Raw genomic sequence first — 15,314 nt, forward strand, 5'->3', positions numbered from 1 at the left:
ACAAAATAAGATTGCTTTTCTACTGATGTATTTATAACAGTATGGTCTTCTCTCTATCTCTTCGCTTTCGAACGTATTGTCGCGTTCAAAATCTTTTTGCGAAGACGTAGATTTTTTGGTGTGACTTCCAATAATTCGTCTTCTTCCAAGAAGTCCAAACATTGTTCCAGGCTGAAAATTGTCGGCGGGGTAAGGATGAGAGCATCATCGGAGCCGGAAGCGCGCATGTTGGAAAGACGCTTTTCTTTGGTGACGTTAATTTCAATATCTTCTTCACGAGAATTAAGCCCGATAATCATTCCTTCATAAACTTCCGTCTGTGGTCCGGTAAATACTGTGCCGCGTCCTTGCGCGATATTTAAGCCATACGAAAAGGTTTTGCCTGTTTCAGATGAAATCAACACACCGTTGCGGAGTTGTTGCAAAAGCGCGCCCATTTTATCGAAGCGTAGGAATTGCGAGTTCATCACCGCTGTTCCACGTGATGCTGTCATGAGGGTGCTACGCAAACCAATCAAGCCACGCGTAGTAATTTCAAAAGTCAGGTGGGTGGTGTTGTCGGAATTAACGGTGTTGCCAAGTAGTACTCCGCGACGACGACCGATTTCGCTGGTGACCGTACCGACATGTTGTGTTTCAACGTCGACTGTTAATTCTTCGATTGGTTCCATTAAAACACCATCGACCATCTTTGTGATGACGTGTGGTTTACCGACTTCCAATTCGAAGCCTTCACGACGGAGTGTTTCGATAAACACGGACAAATGTAATTCACCGCGACCACACAACACGTATTCACCGGCATCACTGCGATCAAATTTCATGGAGACGTTTGTTTCCAATTCTTTGTTGATGCGATCCAAAATTTGGCGGGATGTGACAAACTGGCCTTCGCGACCGGCAAACGGGGAGGTGTTGGCACCGATGGACATTTTTAATGTCGGTTCTTGGATGGCAATCGTCGGTAAAACATCAGGATGTTCCGCATCGGCCACCGTATCGCCAATTTTGACGTTTTTAAGGCCCGTGAGGGCGACAATGTCACCCGCAACGGCTTCTTGCACTTCTTCACGGCTTAATCCGCGATTTACAAACACCTTATCGATTTTGGTGTTTTCAATTTTGTTATCTTTGTCGATAATTGCAATCGCCATACCGGGTTTCGCCACGCCACGGCGCACTTTTCCAACGGCATATTTTCCGCGGTAGTCGTCCCAATCAAGAGCGGCAATCAAAATTTGAAACGGCTTTTCCGGTTCAATAAATGGCGGTGGAATGTGTTTGATAATCGCTTCAAAAATTGGTGTCAGGTCGGCAGGAGCAGTCATATCGGCCGGCATTTCGTTCCAGGCTTTTCCTTCGCGACCGATAGCGTACAGAACGGGGAATTCCAAGTGATGGTCGTGCGTGGCCAGTTCCAAAAACAGGTCGTTGGTTTCTTCCAGGGCTTCTTCGACTCTAGCGTCACGCTTGTCGATTTTGTTGATGACAACGATTGGTTTTAGTCCAAGTTCAAAGGCTTTTTTCAAAACAAATTTTGTTTGGGGCATCGGACCTTCTTGCGCGTCGATCACCAAAACAACGCCGTCCGCCATATTGAGTGTGCGTTCCACTTCACCGGAAAAATCGGCGTGACCGGGAGTGTCGACGATGTTGATTTTCGTGTCTTTGTACATGACCGCCGTGTTTTTGGCCAAAATTGTGATGCCACGTTCGCGTTCCTGGTCGTTACTATCCATAATCAACGTCTGCGACATTACCGCTTCGTTTTCACGAAACGTATGTGCCTGTTTTAAAAGACCATCAACTAAAGTGGTCTTCCCATGATCGACGTGGGCAATAATAGCGACGTTGCGAATTTCCATGACGGCAATTAGAAACTAGAACTTAGGGTTTAATAATATATTGAACGGATGAAGTATAGCTGTGGTTGTAGTTTTTGGCAAGCGTTCACGATGCTAAATTTTTGACGTCTCAATAATTTAGTAATAACATTATACACATGAATAAAACAATTAAAACAGTGATATTTATTGTGGCGATAGTTGTAATCGTGATTATAGGTTTATTATTTTTTGTGTCTAAGAAGGGAAATACTGTAAATAATGAACAAAAGGCAGGTAATGTTTCTTCTTGGACTTGCGGGAGTCCTTTGGTTGATACTCGGGACGCAAAAAATTACAAGACTGTGCTGATCGGAAAACAGTGTTGGATGGCGGAGAATATCAACGTGGGGATTAAAATTGCTGGTTCTGAGAATCAAGGAACAAACTGTAGTTCGATTCAAAAATACTGCTATGATGATAATGATAATAACTGCAAATTATATGGCGGACTTTACCAGTGGAACCAGACTATGTGCGGTTCAATCACGGCCGGCACTCAAGGAATTTGTCCAATTGGCTGGCATGTTCCATCTCACGATGAATTTACTACCCTAGAAAGAGCCGTATGTATTTCTAGTACCTGCGCAACTGATTTTCCGTATGATTCTTCAAATTATATTGGTGAAAGGGGTACCAATGAGGGGCGTGTGTTAAGGGTAGGCGGAACATCAAAATTTAATGTTATGTTTGCGGGAAGTAGGTACCCAACGGGAGAGTATAATTCCAAAACAGCCTCTGGATCATTTAACGCGATTAACGTTTGGGGTACTTTTTGGTCATCTTCAACAAGACCACCGGCCACCTGGAGTGCGTGGGATCGAACTTTTGATTCGGGAAAGTCAACAATTTACCGAATAGATAATGAAAGGGGATATGGTGTTTCCGTTCGTTGTCTGAAAAACAAATAGAATTTTATTCCGCTTCGTGGATTTCTTTGTTTTCCATGTTTACCAAACTCTTTTTGATTTTGAGATGGGGGAAGGCTTGGGCAATTTTGGCTTCTAACTTTTGCATTACTTCGAAGTGGTCTTCTTTTGTTTCACTGCCACCGTGTGCCGCACAGTTCATGTGATCGTGGATGATGACTTCGTCGAAAGCGCCCTTGATTGCCTCGAGTGAGCGCATTTCGTCAGCGAGTGTTTCAAAATATTTGAGGGCACCGACGGCGCCACCGACAAAGGATAAAACGTACGGACCTTGGGGGATACATTCTTTAAATTCGTCTTCGTACATGCGATGATCGACACATAAGACCATGAAGGATTTCATAAATTGATATTATTAGGATTTAGTTGATAAATAATACTTTTGAGGGATTTAGATTTGTATATTGTATTTGGTATATAGTATATGGGTTTATTGACAATAAATCGTAAGATATTGTTTTGCGGCTGATTATTTCTTGGTCGGAATTTTATATTACAACTTTGGGATAATAATTCAATATACTATATACTAAATACTATATACAAAGAGCTACTGGAGTTTGCCGCGCCCATGCACCACAAGGGTGCAGGGCTCGCAAAGACTGATGCTATACGCGGTGTTTCTTGCGACGCAACTCTGCTACCTTAAGTCTCGCCATACTCTGTTCTATCACCGACGTTGCTTCGGCAAGTGATACCTGATCCTTGGCAGTCTTTTGCATTTCCATTGCACGTTCCAGTGCTTCTTTGGCGTGCATTTCGTTGATGTCTTCGGCTCTCTCTGCTGTGTCGGCTAAAAGGCGGGCGCGTTTTCCATCGATTTCCATTAAGCCACCGGATGTTGCTAGGTGTTCGAGATTCGCATCAGGATCGCCTTCTTTTTTTCGAACGGAAATTACGCCAGGTGTCACAATATTTATTAACGGCATGTGGTGCGGGAAGATTCCTATTTGTCCATTTGGTGTTGGCACCAGGATCTCATATACATCTTCCTGTAACTTGAGTCCTTCCGGCGTAACTAATTCGAATGATATTGAAGTCATGTGAAAAATTTTCAATTATCAATTGCCAATTATCAATGAATTATCAATTCTTAAATTATCAAACGACGACGTCGAAAATTGATCATTGAGCCATTTGATAATTAATTGAAAATTGGTCATTGAAAATTGATAATTATTTGGTTGCAACAGCAACCTCATCTATCTTTCCTTTCATATAAAATGCCGATTCCGGTTTGTCGTCGTGTTTGCCATCCAAGATTTCGCGGAAACCACGGATTGTATCGGCGAGACTGACGTACTGGCCGGGGATACCGGAGAAAACTTCGGCAACGGAGAACGGTTGCGACAAGTAGCGCTGGATACGACGAGCGCGACCGACGATTACTTTATCTTTTTCAGAAAGTTCTTCCATACCCAAGATGGCGATGATATCTTGTAAATCTTTGTAACGCTGTAACAGTTTTTGAACGTCGCGCGCCACTTTGTAGTGTTCTTCGCCGACGATGTCAGGAGAAAGAATTGTAGATGTTGATGCAAGCGGATCAACTGCCGGATAAATACCTAGTTCAGACAACTGGCGGGACAATACGATTGTCGAATCCAAATGACCGAAGGTGGTGGCTGGAGCCGGATCGGTTAAATCGTCGGCCGGCACGTAAACAGCTTGAACGGATGTGACGGAACCTTTTGTTGTTGAAGTAATACGTTCTTGCAGAGCACCCATTTCTTGTGCCAAGTTTGGTTGGTAACCGGCCGCGCTGGGGAGGCGACCCAAAAGGGCGGACACTTCGGAACCGGCTTGCGTGAAGCGAAAAATATTATCAATGAAAAGCAAAACGTCTTGACCCGCGTCGCGGAAAGACTCCGCCATTGTTAATCCGGAAAGTCCGACTCTTAGACGTGCTCCCGGAGGTTCATTCATTTGACCGAAGACCAGCGCGGTTTTTTCCAATACGCCGGATTCTTTCATTTCGTTGTAGAGGTCATTTCCTTCACGCGTACGTTCACCGACACCGGCAAAAACGGAAATACCACCGTGTTCGGAAGCAATATTATGAATGAGTTCTGTGATAAGCACTGTTTTTCCGACGCCGGCGCCGCCGAACAATCCCACTTTGCCACCCCTTGTGATTGGGGCGATTAAATCAATAACTTTAATACCGGTTTCGAAAATTTCAATCTTGGTATTTTGCTCACTGAATTTTGGAGCCAGCTTGTGAATAGGAGAGTGTGCCGTAAAAGTTCCGCCTTTGCCGTCGATTGGTTGACCAAGCACATCGAACATGCGACCCAGCGTTTCTTTGCCTACCGGAACAGAAATTGGGTTGCCGGTATCAGTGACGATGTGTCCACGGCGCAGGCCATCAGTGGCGCCCAAAGAAATAGCGCGAACGGTATGCGCGGAAAGATGTTGCACAACTTCAAGAATGATTGTTTTTTTCTGGCCTTTTTCTTCGACTTCGATAGAAAGCGCATTGTAAATGGCAGGTACTTTTTCCGCAAATTCCACGTCGGCGACAACGCCGATGATTTGTTGAATTTTTCCTTGGTTGATTTTCACTTCGTGTTCTTTGGTCATGGGTTTTGGTTAAGATTCTACAATTTAATAGTTGCTGAGATTGCTTCGCCTCGCCCCTTGGCGATGGCTCGCAAAGACGGACGGGTATCACGCTGTCGCATCTGCTCCTGATGTTATCTCTGAAAGTTCCTGGGTAATCGCTGCTTGACGTACTGTGTTGTATGTCAATGAGAGATCATCCATAATATCGCTCGCGTTATCAGATGCATTTTTCATGGCCATCATCCGCATCGCTTGTTCAGAGGCGATTGCTTCCAGGTTGGCTTGATAAATTTGCATTTCAATAAGCCTGGGAAGAATGAATTGAAGAACAAGTTCCGGTGACGGCTCAAAAGCGGTGTCTTCATTGATGTTCATCTGGATTTTTGACGGAGCCAAAGTTGCCGGGTCGATTGGCAGGATTGTGTGCAAGGTCGCGGTCTGGCGAATGGTGGAGACATAGTCGGTGAATAAAACACCGACGCGATCGATTTGGCCTTCGGAAAAAAGATTAATTGCCGTGGAGGTAATTGGTCTCAAATCAACTGTGGTTGGTTCGCTTGGCCAATTGGTGTAAAGACCAGTAAGTTCGATACTATCTTTTATTTTACTGACAAACTGTCCGCCTTTTTGTCCAATGATAATCGTCTTAACTTTAATCGTTGGATTTTCTTCAATGTGGCTGATTAGTTTTCGAAAGATATTACCGTTGTAGGCGCCGGCCAAGCCACGGTCGCTGGTAAACACAATCAACAGTTCACTTACGACTTCGCGCTTGGCAAAGAGCGGGTGCAGGTCGCCGGAAACAATCTTGCGTAGACGGTGCAGTGCTTCTCGCGCCGTGTAGGAGTACATTCGGGAGCGCAGAGCCGCTTCTTGGCAACGGTGCAACTTACTGGCGGCCACCATTTGCATCGTTTTAGTAATCTGGTGAATATTTTTCACCGATTTTATGCGACGGCGGATGGATTGCGCTTTGGCCATGACGGGGAATTATGAATGACGAATGATGATTGATGAGAATTACGCGCTGTTGGAAGTAGCTGTGAAATTTTTGGCTACTTCTTTTGCTGTTACCAATACCTTTTCCTTATCTTCGTCCGGCCAATTACCATTTTTCTCCAGATTTTCTAACACTACCTTATGGGCACTTTGAACGGCTTCGAAAATCGCTATTTCCGCTTCTTTTACTTTTTCCACCGCAACGGTATCAAATACGCCTTTTGTGGCAGAGAGTAATACAACGGCTTGTCTGCTCAAACTTTCCGGGGCATATTGTCCCTGTTTGAGAATTTCCGTTAAGCGTTTTCCCCGTTCGATACGACTAACGGTGTCCGGGTCCAAATCGGTGGAGAGTTGGGCGAAGGCCGCTAATTCACGATATTGCGCTAATTCCAAACGGAGGCTTCCGGCAACGGATTTAATCGCTTTTGTTTGCGCGGAACCACCGACACGGGAGACCGATAAACCGACGTTAATGGCCGGGCGTACGCCTTGATAAAACAAATCGCTTTCCAAATAAATCTGACCGTCCGTAATGGAGATGACGTTGGTTGGAATATAGGCCGAAACGTCATTGGCTTGTGTTTCAATGATTGGCAACGCCGTTAATGAACCGCCACCGTGTTCGGCAGAAAGTTTGGCGGCGCGTTCCAATAAGCGAGAATGGAGATAAAACACATCACCCGGGTAGGCTTCACGTCCTGGTGGGCGACGAAGAAGTAATGAAAGTTGACGATAGGCCCAGGCGTGCTTGGAAAGATCGTCATAAATGATCAAGGCATCTTTGCCGTTATCGCGGAAATATTCACCCATGGCGGCGCCGGCATATGGAGCGATGAATTGCAGAGCGGCGGGATCAGATGCGGACGTCATAATAATAATCGTGTTTCCCAAAGCACCTTCCTTGCGGAGACGATCGACAATGCGGGCAACGGTGCTTTGTTTTTGGCCGATGGAAACGTAAATGGAAATGACGCCACTCTTTTGACGACTTTGATTAATTATCGCATCGATGGCCAAGGCAGTTTTTCCGGTTTGGCGATCACCAATAATTAATTCGCGCTGGCCGCGACCAATCGGAATCATGGCATCGACGGCTTTGACACCGGTCATTAATGGTTGTTTCACGGATTGTCGGGCGAGTACGCCCGGAGCGATTTTTTCTACCGGGCTGGTAATGGTTGTTTTGATTGGACCTAAACCGTCCAGGGGTTTTCCAAGCGGATCAATAACACGACCGACCAATTCTGGGCCCACCGGTACTTCTAAAATTTTTCCGGTCAAGCGTACTTTTGCGCCGGCTCTAATATAACGGTCTTCACCAAGGAGCACAGCGCCGATTTGGTCTTCTTCGAGATTTAAAGCGAAAGCGTAAATTGATTCCTTTTCGTTTTCCGTCTCGATTAAGATCATTTCGTTGTAACCGCAATTCATCAAACCATAAATCCAGACAATACCATCCGAAACTTTCGTGACAATACCTGTTTCCGAAATTTCCGGCTTCGTTTTTAAGTCATTAATAGCGGATTGAAGTTCTGCGGTTAAGTCGGCGAGTGATAGATTGGTCATTTGGTTATACTAAAGCTTTTAGTTGATGAAGTGGACGCGCAAGCGACGCGTCAATTTCGATTGTTGGGGTTTCGACTTTGAAACCACCCACTAGCTGTTTGTTGATTTTATGCTTTAAGTGAACAGACTTGGCTGACGTGAGGTTTTTTAACAGATACTCGATTTCTGCGTTTAGTTTTTCCGTGAGTGGAAAGACTGTTTCCAGTATGCCAGTTAGTTGGCCGTGTTTCTGAAGCATTTGACTACCGATTTCGCGTATAATTACTTCCACTTCGTTTGTGCGTTTTTCTTTAATGATGGCTTCCGCCAAGATTGGTAAAACTTCTTTAATTGGGTGTTTTTCCAACAATGCCAAGGTCGCGACGGCTAATTGTTTGCGGGAAAAACGTTTCATTACGCGCGGTTTTCAGTGATATTCGTTTCGGCAATCGCTTCTTTGATGATGTTGTGATCAGCCGAAGAATCTAATTTGCGATTCAAAACCCTTTCGGTTGCTTGACTGATAAATAAGGCCGCTTCACTGAATAAAGATTTTCGCACCTGCTCGGCTTCGTGAACTATCTTGGCGTTGGTTGCCGTCAGGAGTTGATTATCCCGTTCGGCGGATTTTTGTTCGGCCGTCGCCAGAATTTCGACGGCCTGTTTTTTGCTTTGTTCTAAAATACCCCGGGCTTTTAGATGAGCATCTTTTAGAATCGTTTCTTTTTCTTTTTCCAACGATGTTTTAAGATGTTCGATATCCTTGGCGTTTTTTAGACTTTCTTCAATCTTTTTGTGGCGTTTTTCCAAAACATCCAAAATCGGTTTGTAGGCAAATTTCTTTAAAACCAAAAGAAGAATCGCGAAATTGATAATTTGAAAAACAAGACTGCGCAGGTCAATACCTATCGCGCCAATACCGCCGGAAGCAGCCACTTCCGCGGCTTTTTCTGAGGCTTGGGCAATTAGTACAAACAAGGAATCGTCTATTAGTGGTTAGCGATCAAACGAACTTTAAGATGAGCGCGATGACCAAGGAATAGATGGCGATAGCTTCGGCGAAAGCGACGACTAAGATCAAAACTGTTTGTAATTTACCGGCGGCTTCCGGATTACGACCAATGGCGTCCATGGCGTGCGAGCCCATCAAACCAATCGCGAGGGCAGGCATCGCGCCACCCAAGAGAATAGTGAGACCCGGCATTACTACTTTCATTGTTTCTGCGTCCATTTTTTTGTACTTAATAATAAATAATTGACTCGCGTTTGTTCAGTGGCCAACTGACGCTTCGGCATGATTATATTCCGAATGATCGGTTGTGGCAATCGCCAGAAAAACCAAAGTGAGCATTGTGAAAACAAGTCCCTGAACCAATCCGACGAAGAGTTCTAAGCCAAAAAATGGCAACGGCGCGATCAGGGGTGACAAGAAAGCGATTACCGCCAATAAAACTTCGCCGGCGAAGATGTTGCCGAATAACCGGAAGGAGAACGAAAACATTTTAGAGAATTCACCGACTAATTCCAATATTCCCACAAATGTCATAATCGGGTTCAAACTGAAGTATTTTTTTAGATGTTTTGCGACACCGAGTTCGCGGGCGGCATAAATTTGCGTCATTACGACCGAAATGATTGCCAGGGCGAGAGTCGTATTTAGGTCGGCGTTGGCGCCACGAAACAGGGGGGCAAGACCTTCTTTAGTCATAACCGTGATTGAGCCTACTCCAGGTAATAGGCCAAGCCAGTTGTTAATGACAATAAAAATAAAAATTGTCATCAAAAAAGGGAAATACTTTAGCGCTTTTTTGCGATCATGAAAAACTTCATCGACAAGGTCCAAAATCATCTCGCAAATCGCTTCAATCATGTTGGCAAACTTGCTTTTCGGATGAAGAGTGACTTTTTTGGCCGCCGAAATAAAAAGGCCAATAATTACCGCGCTTCCAACGACACCCGTAATCAGGGAGTTATTAATAGGTAAGCCAAAAATGTGATAAAGCGGTTCGGCGGCGAGAGAAATATTAATCATATTCCGTTGATTTTGTTTAATTGCTTAATTTTACGGCCAATCGTGATTGTCGAAACGGTAATCGCTAATAAAATTCCCACGATCATAAACAGTGGGGTAGTGGCTAGTTTTTTATCGACCCAAATGCCGGCGACAATAGTGACAAGGAGTGGAACGGCAATAATAAAACCCAATTCGCCGACCATCCCGGCCAGTGTGGCAAAATTAAACAAGGCTTTAGTATTTTTTTCCGATTTTTCGGTATTTCCAGGGTTCAAATCAGGCTGATTCATGGGTATTTAGGCGCCTTCAGTTTACCTGTCAGTCTCAAAATAGTCAACGAATTTTTTTTACCTGGACCACATTCCAAGTGGACCAACCTTGGTCCACTTGGAATGTGGTCCAGGTTTGGCAGTCTTGGTACAAAAAACACCCTCGGACCGGTTTGGTCGGAGGGTGGGGATTAGCTTGGCTTCCCCCTCGTAGTCTCATGTAGATTGAATTTCGATAGTCACGACTTCGAATTGGTCTTCATCAACCTCGAACGATACAATCAAGTCCGTTGGTGTATGGGAGGGTTCAATTGGCTTCGTCAAATTCAGCTCAACGCCGTCGCGATTCCTAAACATGCGAAAGTCATGAATTTGACCGTCATAACCGATTTCCACGAGTGGCAACTTTCCTGCGGGTGCTGACAAGAGTGTGACGCTGTTTATGTGGCCATTTATTGGGTGGTAAAGTCGAGTGTCTTGGCCTGCCGTGCAGGAGAAACTTGTTCCATCGTTCAGGATCAGTGCAAATTTGCCGCCCCACTTATCCTGTATTTTCTCTGCGTTCCATGAACCCCAGACGAAGCAGGTGAGAACCGTGAATACACAGATAACCAAACCGATAGAAACGTAAGTCCACATAATTAGCCCCTTATTCATTTGTTGAGCACAGAACAACCAACAACGACCGACACCACAACATAATATAGTTACCCAAAAATTGCAACCGATCAGGGTCGGACCCTGATAAGCTTCATCATTCATCAATCATTATTCATCATTCGCAAAAAGAAACAGCCCCTCGGGGCTGTTTTCTTTTTGCTTAATGAATTAAGCGCGGTCTTTCTTAAAGCAGTTTAAGCAATAGACCGGGCGACCTTCCGTAGGACGGAAAGGCACCTGTGTGGCTTGGCCACAAGCGGCGCAAGTAGCGTCAAACATTTGACGATCGCCTCTTGGTGCTCCAGCTCCACCACGTTCTGGTCTGTTTCCACGTTCCTTTTTAAAGCACTCGTTGCAATAAACCGGTCTGTCGCCAGACGGTTGGAAGGGAACTTGGGTTTGTTGTCCACAGCCTGAGCACGTTGCATCAAACATAGGACGATTTGGATCTTGGTTCAAAGAGAATTCACCTACTTTCGTTTCGTAAATATAATCGAGGTTTTTCCTTCGCTCTAACGCTATGGACGCTCTCGACCTTATCTACGCTTTTCGAACTCTCTTTTAACCGAGATCGCTAGTACGTTTCTTTGGTCTGCTACGTCTGCTATTTGAGGAGTATTTACCCCGTGACGAAAATATAGCATAGGGGGTGGAAAAAAGCAAATTGACAATGAAAACCCTGAGACCAAGCAATACCTATCATCCTTAAAATTATCAATTTTCAATGACCAATTATCAATTAATTATCAATTAATTATCAATGCTTAAATTATCAAACTTCGGCCGTTGCATTTGAAAATTATAAAAATTGATCATTAATTGATAATTGAAAATTGACCATTGAAAATTTTACATGGTTATTTTTTGGGAGAATTTGAATATTCATATTTGTTCTATCTTCATGTAATTTGTCTTATACTTACCTTGTCCTTTTCCACAACCGAATAGGAACCGTTTGAAAGGAGCTGACGTTGATTTGCGACGTATTGCATCGTCGTGATCTTTACGCACTTTCGAAACCCCCAACCAGAGAAAGGAGATCAAGAACAAATGTTCATCACATTTACGCCATATCGAGGTTTCCCCACTTACGTCACGCGCAGTGGAATCGTGTTCGTTGTGATCCGGTAGCGCACGAGTTGTTGCATATGGTGTTTGGCAACAGAACGCCGGAGGAAAGTACGGCCCTTGTTCGTCGATATTTCAGGCTGGTTGAGGGCCGGATGGGCGAGCAGGCTATTCAACATTTGGCGCGAAAATATTGGCCATGCCTTCAACAGCACTCAAGTGATCCGACAAGTTTGTGGATCGGCAAAAGTCAATGGCGTGACTTGCTTCGCGGGAATACTGAAAAGGAGTATTTGATCGCTGTTTTTGGAAAGAGTTTGCCATGGAAGATTGTTCGCTGGATTGTCCGTTTGGATGAACTGGTTGGACGACGAAGCGAATCCGAGATGATTAAGCATCTCGCGCGAACTTTTTGGAACGGCATGCAGTTGGATTGCGCGCGAAAGCCGGCAAAGAAACGTATTAAACCGCGAAAGTATCATCGGTTTCACCGGCCGTGTCGGGTGTTCGCCAGAGCTTAACCTTCCCTTGAGGAAGGTTTTTTTTACCATCATTAATATCATTCGCGCTTGCGCGAATATAACTAATGTCGGTAACCCCTCATAGCTCCGCGCGTTTCGCGGAGCGACGTGGCCGCCCATCTGGGCGAGCTTCGCCCTGAAGGGCGGGGATTATTCAATACAACAGTCGATCGCTTTTTTGACCAGTGCACCCAACTTTCCCATAAAACCGGATTTTTCTTGGTCGTGTTTGTTGACGGCTTGGTCATCGATTTTTTTCACGTCGCCAATATTTATCACATTTAAATTGATGCCCCAGAACAGGGAATATAAATTATAAGACTTGCGGAATAAGTCATAAGCATCTTCTTTTTTGCCCATCGATTGTTGTTTGGTGCCCACCTCAAAAAGGCGCATTGAGGCAGCGAGCAAGTGTTTACTGATGCACCAAACCTCGCCTTCCGGATTTTTGACAATTTTCTTTAATAATTCTTTGCGCATTTCGCGCACTTCGCTGATCATATCGAAATATTCTGTTTTTTCGGTTTTATTGCCCGAAAAAAGCAGATGCTCTTCGATGCTGACGAGATTCATAATCGCGATACTCAAATCTTGATCGGACGAAAGGTCCATTTTTTCCTGCTTTTTCATATTGTCGACTTTTTCGATAAACGCGTTTATTTTTTCTTGGTTATTTTGGTCCATAGTCGCGAATTATTTAGTGATAATATAAAAAACAAAACTGATAATTAGTAGTGTCGCAATCGGTGTGACTACTTTTTGAAAAGGGAAATAGGCATGTCCGTTGTTTTTGTTCTTTAGATATCCGTAATAAGCATTACCGAGCGTGAAGAAAATTGTGCCGATTGTCATACCGAGCAATATTTTATCAAATCCCCAAAGTTTATTGATGGGGTGTCCGATAAAATTGCTCCAGCGAAGTGATATTAAGATTAAAATATAATACGCTAAAAAGGTGAGGATGTTTCTCGCTGGGAACTTAATATTTTTCCTTTGAAACCAATTGATGTTCCAGATGATGATGGATAATGTTAATCCGCCGATCCAAATGCCGGTAATAGAGTCGTCGATGCCCAGCCAGCGCGAAAAACCTACGCCGGCACCAACAGCAACGACGCACACGGGACAGACGGCGTAGACGGAAAAGGGAACGAGTGCTAAAACAAGAGACGCGGGGAGAAGTTTTGTAAAATTTTTCACGGCTATTTTATTCCTGCTTTATCTTTAAAAAAGTTGATTGTTTGGTCTTGGCCCTGAATACAGGCTTTTCCGTCCCAAAGGAACGGGACGCCGATCGCGTCGGTCGCTAATCCGCAGGTTTTGGCGACTTCTGCCAATTCCTTGGCATTGGCCTGATTGTTATAAACTTCTTTTTCTTCAAAGGTCACTTTTTCCTTTATTTTATTATCTTCGATAAACTGCGCGACAATTTTGCAATGCGGACATGTGTCGCCAAAATAGAGAACTATTCCAGTGGGAATGCTCGGTTCCGGTGTGGTCGTGTTTGGTTGGTTGGTTTTCCACCACATTGATCCGCCAATAATTACTAAGGCTACGACGATAATCCAGAGGGTTGGGTTTTTCATAATATAATATATTTAGAATTATTCATAACGCAAGGCTTCGATTGGGTCTTTTCGCGCCGCTTTACGTGCGGGGTAGATTCCAAAAACCAGTCCCACGACCCCAGCCATTCCTACACCCAGTATGATAGCAGATAATGGTAATTGGAAGGGCCAAGCGAGACCGAACCGCGCTTTTAACACAACCGAAGTAATAAACGCTAAGCTTATGCCGAGTATTGTACCAGATGCGCCACCGCTGACCGTAAGAATTACCGCTTCCAGTAAAAACTGTCTTAAGATGTCGCTGTTTGTAGCACCCAAGGCCTTGCGTAAGCCAATTTCCCGGGTGCGTTCCGTGACCGAGACAAGCATAATATTCATAATGCCGATACCGCCTACAACCAATGAAATAGAAGCAATCATTGCGAGAAAAACCGTTAACGCCTGTGTAATTGTGCTCAAACGGTTCACAACGTCCTTTTGAGTCATAGCGTAAAAATCATCTTTTTCAGGATCAATAATGTTATGCATATCGCGCAAAGTTGTCTTGATGTCGCTGGCTGCCAGATCAACGTTTGCGCCGTCTTTGATGCTCACGAATACTGTATGAAAAAAATTAATGCCCAAAATATCTTTTTGCGCTGTTGAATAAGGTAACAGAACAAGTTCATCTACGTTAAAAACGGAAACTTGACCCAAGTTGGGCAATACACCAATTACACGTATATTTTGGTCGCGGATTTTAATAAATTTCCCCACTGCATCAGATTGACCAAAAAGTTTTTCACGGACAGTGGCACCAATTACCGCCACTTTGTTGCGCTGTAAAATATCATCGTCGGAAAAAATGGTACCTTCAGATGGAGAAATTTGAAACATTTCCGTTAATGCGCTTGATGTCCAGCCGAGAATTGTCGGACGGTAAGAGTTTTCCTGATAAGTAACAGCACCGGTGACCAAGACGGATGGGTCAACAGAGGCGACATCAGGTACATTTATAGGATTACGCAGGGCGTCGATTTCTCGTTGTTTTATTGAATTGGAGAGGACAGTCTCGGTGGCTTGGTTGGGGTTGGTCGGCTGGCGACCAGGATGCAACATAATGATGTTTCCGCCAAAACCTTTTACCTGGTCGAGAATCAGGCCTTGGGCACCTTGACCAAGAGCGACGACTAAAACAATCGCCATTACGCCGATGATAATGCCGAGAATCGTAAGAAGAGAACGGGCAAGGTTCGTTCTTAAACTGTGAAATGCTGTTTTGGTGATGGTGATTATGTCCATTGTTGAAGC

General features: G+C 44.4%; 19 protein-coding genes. 2 read left to right on the forward strand and 17 right to left on the reverse strand.

Translation table 11 applies throughout. The features are described 5' to 3' along the window. Nucleotides 1-53 precede the first annotated feature (53 nt). Nucleotides 54-1,865, reverse strand: coding sequence for a translational GTPase TypA (gene typA, locus Q7S57_02175; protein MDO8512052.1), 1,812 nt, complete (start codon nucleotides 1,863-1,865; stop codon nucleotides 54-56). A 137-nt stretch (nucleotides 1,866-2,002) separates the two neighbouring features. On the opposite strand from typA, the gene Q7S57_02180 reads away from it, so the two are divergent. Further along, nucleotides 2,003-2,794 carry an FISUMP domain-containing protein gene (locus Q7S57_02180; GenBank protein MDO8512053.1) on the forward strand — a complete coding sequence of 264 codons (792 nt, stop codon included), beginning with the start codon at nucleotides 2,003-2,005 and terminating at the stop codon, nucleotides 2,792-2,794. 4 nt (nucleotides 2,795-2,798) lie between these two features. On the opposite strand, the gene Q7S57_02185 is transcribed toward Q7S57_02180, so the two are convergent. The 12 genes from Q7S57_02185 to Q7S57_02240 all read right to left on the reverse strand — a co-directional run bounded on the left by Q7S57_02185 (nucleotide 2,799) and on the right by Q7S57_02240 (nucleotide 11,302). Further along, on the reverse strand, nucleotides 2,799-3,155 hold the full coding sequence (locus Q7S57_02185) for a hypothetical protein (GenBank protein MDO8512054.1): 357 nt from the start codon (nucleotides 3,153-3,155) through the stop codon (nucleotides 2,799-2,801). Between the two features lie 265 nt (nucleotides 3,156-3,420). Further along, nucleotides 3,421-3,855, reverse strand: a complete 435-nt coding sequence (atpC, locus tag Q7S57_02190; GenBank protein MDO8512055.1) for an ATP synthase F1 subunit epsilon — start codon at nucleotides 3,853-3,855, stop codon at nucleotides 3,421-3,423. A 133-nt stretch (nucleotides 3,856-3,988) separates the two neighbouring features. Next, nucleotides 3,989-5,395 carry a F0F1 ATP synthase subunit beta gene (gene atpD / locus Q7S57_02195; GenBank protein ID MDO8512056.1) on the reverse strand — a complete coding sequence of 469 codons (1,407 nt, stop codon included), beginning with the start codon at nucleotides 5,393-5,395 and terminating at the stop codon, nucleotides 3,989-3,991. Nucleotides 5,396-5,482: 87 nt separating this feature from the next. After that, nucleotides 5,483-6,358: an ATP synthase F1 subunit gamma gene (gene atpG / locus Q7S57_02200; protein ID MDO8512057.1), complete on the reverse strand. Its 876-nt coding sequence runs from the start codon at nucleotides 6,356-6,358 to the stop codon at nucleotides 5,483-5,485. Nucleotides 6,359-6,397: 39 nt separating this feature from the next. After that, nucleotides 6,398-7,945 carry a F0F1 ATP synthase subunit alpha gene (atpA, locus tag Q7S57_02205; GenBank protein ID MDO8512058.1) on the reverse strand — a complete coding sequence of 516 codons (1,548 nt, stop codon included), beginning with the start codon at nucleotides 7,943-7,945 and terminating at the stop codon, nucleotides 6,398-6,400. Between the two features lie 4 nt (nucleotides 7,946-7,949). Beyond that, nucleotides 7,950-8,339, reverse strand: coding sequence for a F0F1 ATP synthase subunit delta (locus tag Q7S57_02210; protein MDO8512059.1), 390 nt, complete (start codon nucleotides 8,337-8,339; stop codon nucleotides 7,950-7,952). Next, nucleotides 8,339-8,902, reverse strand: a complete 564-nt coding sequence (gene atpF / locus Q7S57_02215; protein ID MDO8512060.1) for a F0F1 ATP synthase subunit B — start codon at nucleotides 8,900-8,902, stop codon at nucleotides 8,339-8,341. The genes Q7S57_02210 and atpF overlap by 1 nt, the downstream gene beginning before the upstream one ends. Nucleotides 8,903-8,927: 25 nt before the next feature. Beyond that, nucleotides 8,928-9,155 carry an ATP synthase F0 subunit C gene (gene atpE, locus Q7S57_02220; GenBank protein ID MDO8512061.1) on the reverse strand — a complete coding sequence of 76 codons (228 nt, stop codon included), beginning with the start codon at nucleotides 9,153-9,155 and terminating at the stop codon, nucleotides 8,928-8,930. Between the two features lie 39 nt (nucleotides 9,156-9,194). After that, nucleotides 9,195-9,956 carry a F0F1 ATP synthase subunit A gene (gene atpB, locus Q7S57_02225; protein ID MDO8512062.1) on the reverse strand — a complete coding sequence of 254 codons (762 nt, stop codon included), beginning with the start codon at nucleotides 9,954-9,956 and terminating at the stop codon, nucleotides 9,195-9,197. Continuing rightward, complete coding sequence (locus Q7S57_02230) at nucleotides 9,953-10,228, reverse strand: AtpZ/AtpI family protein (GenBank protein ID MDO8512063.1); 276 nt, start codon at nucleotides 10,226-10,228, stop codon at nucleotides 9,953-9,955. Before Q7S57_02230 ends, atpB begins: the two co-directional genes overlap by 4 nt. Before the next feature lie 195 nt (nucleotides 10,229-10,423). After that, entirely contained in the window at nucleotides 10,424-10,969 is a 546-nt protein-coding gene (locus tag Q7S57_02235) for a hypothetical protein (protein ID MDO8512064.1), read from the reverse strand. Between the two features lie 66 nt (nucleotides 10,970-11,035). After that, nucleotides 11,036-11,302 carry a hypothetical protein gene (locus Q7S57_02240; protein ID MDO8512065.1) on the reverse strand — a complete coding sequence of 89 codons (267 nt, stop codon included), beginning with the start codon at nucleotides 11,300-11,302 and terminating at the stop codon, nucleotides 11,036-11,038. Between the two features lie 536 nt (nucleotides 11,303-11,838). Here Q7S57_02240 and Q7S57_02245 point away from each other — a divergent pair. After that, entirely contained in the window at nucleotides 11,839-12,456 is a 618-nt protein-coding gene (locus Q7S57_02245) for a hypothetical protein (protein MDO8512066.1), read from the forward strand. Between the two features lie 150 nt (nucleotides 12,457-12,606). Here Q7S57_02245 and Q7S57_02250 read toward each other — a convergent pair whose 3' ends face one another. The 4 genes from Q7S57_02250 to Q7S57_02265 are packed head-to-tail and all read right to left on the reverse strand — an operon-like array spanning nucleotide 12,607 to nucleotide 15,305. Further along, nucleotides 12,607-13,140, reverse strand: a complete 534-nt coding sequence (locus Q7S57_02250; GenBank protein MDO8512067.1) for a hypothetical protein — start codon at nucleotides 13,138-13,140, stop codon at nucleotides 12,607-12,609. A 9-nt stretch (nucleotides 13,141-13,149) separates the two neighbouring features. Continuing rightward, a complete protein-coding gene (locus Q7S57_02255; GenBank protein MDO8512068.1) occupies nucleotides 13,150-13,656 on the reverse strand; it encodes a hypothetical protein in 507 nt (168 codons plus the stop codon). Between the two features lie 2 nt (nucleotides 13,657-13,658). Next, nucleotides 13,659-14,042, reverse strand: coding sequence for a hypothetical protein (locus Q7S57_02260; GenBank protein MDO8512069.1), 384 nt, complete (start codon nucleotides 14,040-14,042; stop codon nucleotides 13,659-13,661). A gap of 18 nt (nucleotides 14,043-14,060) precedes the next feature. Next, the gene (locus tag Q7S57_02265; protein MDO8512070.1) at nucleotides 14,061-15,305 is read right to left on the reverse strand and encodes an ABC transporter permease; all 1,245 of its coding nucleotides are present in this window, start codon (nucleotides 15,303-15,305) and stop codon (nucleotides 14,061-14,063) included. Between the last annotated feature and the right edge of the window lie 9 nt (nucleotides 15,306-15,314).

The sequence above is a fragment of the bacterium genome (assembly GCA_030647555.1).
Classification (GTDB): Bacteria; Patescibacteriota; Andersenbacteria; order UBA10190; family CAIZMI01; genus CAIZMI01.

Bases quoted from the DNA above. Each gene is read 5' to 3' on its own strand.
- typA (MDO8512052.1), bottom strand. From the start codon at position 1,865: ATGGAAATTCGCAACGTCGCTATTATTGCCCACGTCGATCATGGGAAG.
- Q7S57_02180 (MDO8512053.1), top strand. From the start codon at position 2,003: ATGAATAAAACAATTAAAACAGTGATATTTATTGTGGCGATAGTTGTA.
- Q7S57_02185 (MDO8512054.1), bottom strand. From the start codon at position 3,155: ATGAAATCCTTCATGGTCTTATGTGTCGATCATCGCATGTACGAAGAC.
- atpC (MDO8512055.1), bottom strand. From the start codon at position 3,855: ATGACTTCAATATCATTCGAATTAGTTACGCCGGAAGGACTCAAGTTA.
- atpD (MDO8512056.1), bottom strand. From the start codon at position 5,395: ATGACCAAAGAACACGAAGTGAAAATCAACCAAGGAAAAATTCAACAA.
- atpG (MDO8512057.1), bottom strand. From the start codon at position 6,358: ATGGCCAAAGCGCAATCCATCCGCCGTCGCATAAAATCGGTGAAAAAT.
- atpA (MDO8512058.1), bottom strand. From the start codon at position 7,945: ATGACCAATCTATCACTCGCCGACTTAACCGCAGAACTTCAATCCGCT.
- Q7S57_02210 (MDO8512059.1), bottom strand. From the start codon at position 8,339: ATGAAACGTTTTTCCCGCAAACAATTAGCCGTCGCGACCTTGGCATTG.
- atpE (MDO8512061.1), bottom strand. From the start codon at position 9,155: ATGGACGCAGAAACAATGAAAGTAGTAATGCCGGGTCTCACTATTCTC.
- atpB (MDO8512062.1), bottom strand. From the start codon at position 9,956: ATGATTAATATTTCTCTCGCCGCCGAACCGCTTTATCACATTTTTGGC.
- Q7S57_02230 (MDO8512063.1), bottom strand. From the start codon at position 10,228: ATGAATCAGCCTGATTTGAACCCTGGAAATACCGAAAAATCGGAAAAA.
- Q7S57_02235 (MDO8512064.1), bottom strand. From the start codon at position 10,969: ATGAATGATGAAGCTTATCAGGGTCCGACCCTGATCGGTTGCAATTTT.
- Q7S57_02240 (MDO8512065.1), bottom strand. From the start codon at position 11,302: ATGTTTGATGCAACGTGCTCAGGCTGTGGACAACAAACCCAAGTTCCC.
- Q7S57_02250 (MDO8512067.1), bottom strand. From the start codon at position 13,140: ATGGACCAAAATAACCAAGAAAAAATAAACGCGTTTATCGAAAAAGTC.
- Q7S57_02260 (MDO8512069.1), bottom strand. From the start codon at position 14,042: ATGAAAAACCCAACCCTCTGGATTATCGTCGTAGCCTTAGTAATTATT.
- Q7S57_02265 (MDO8512070.1), bottom strand. From the start codon at position 15,305: ATGGACATAATCACCATCACCAAAACAGCATTTCACAGTTTAAGAACG.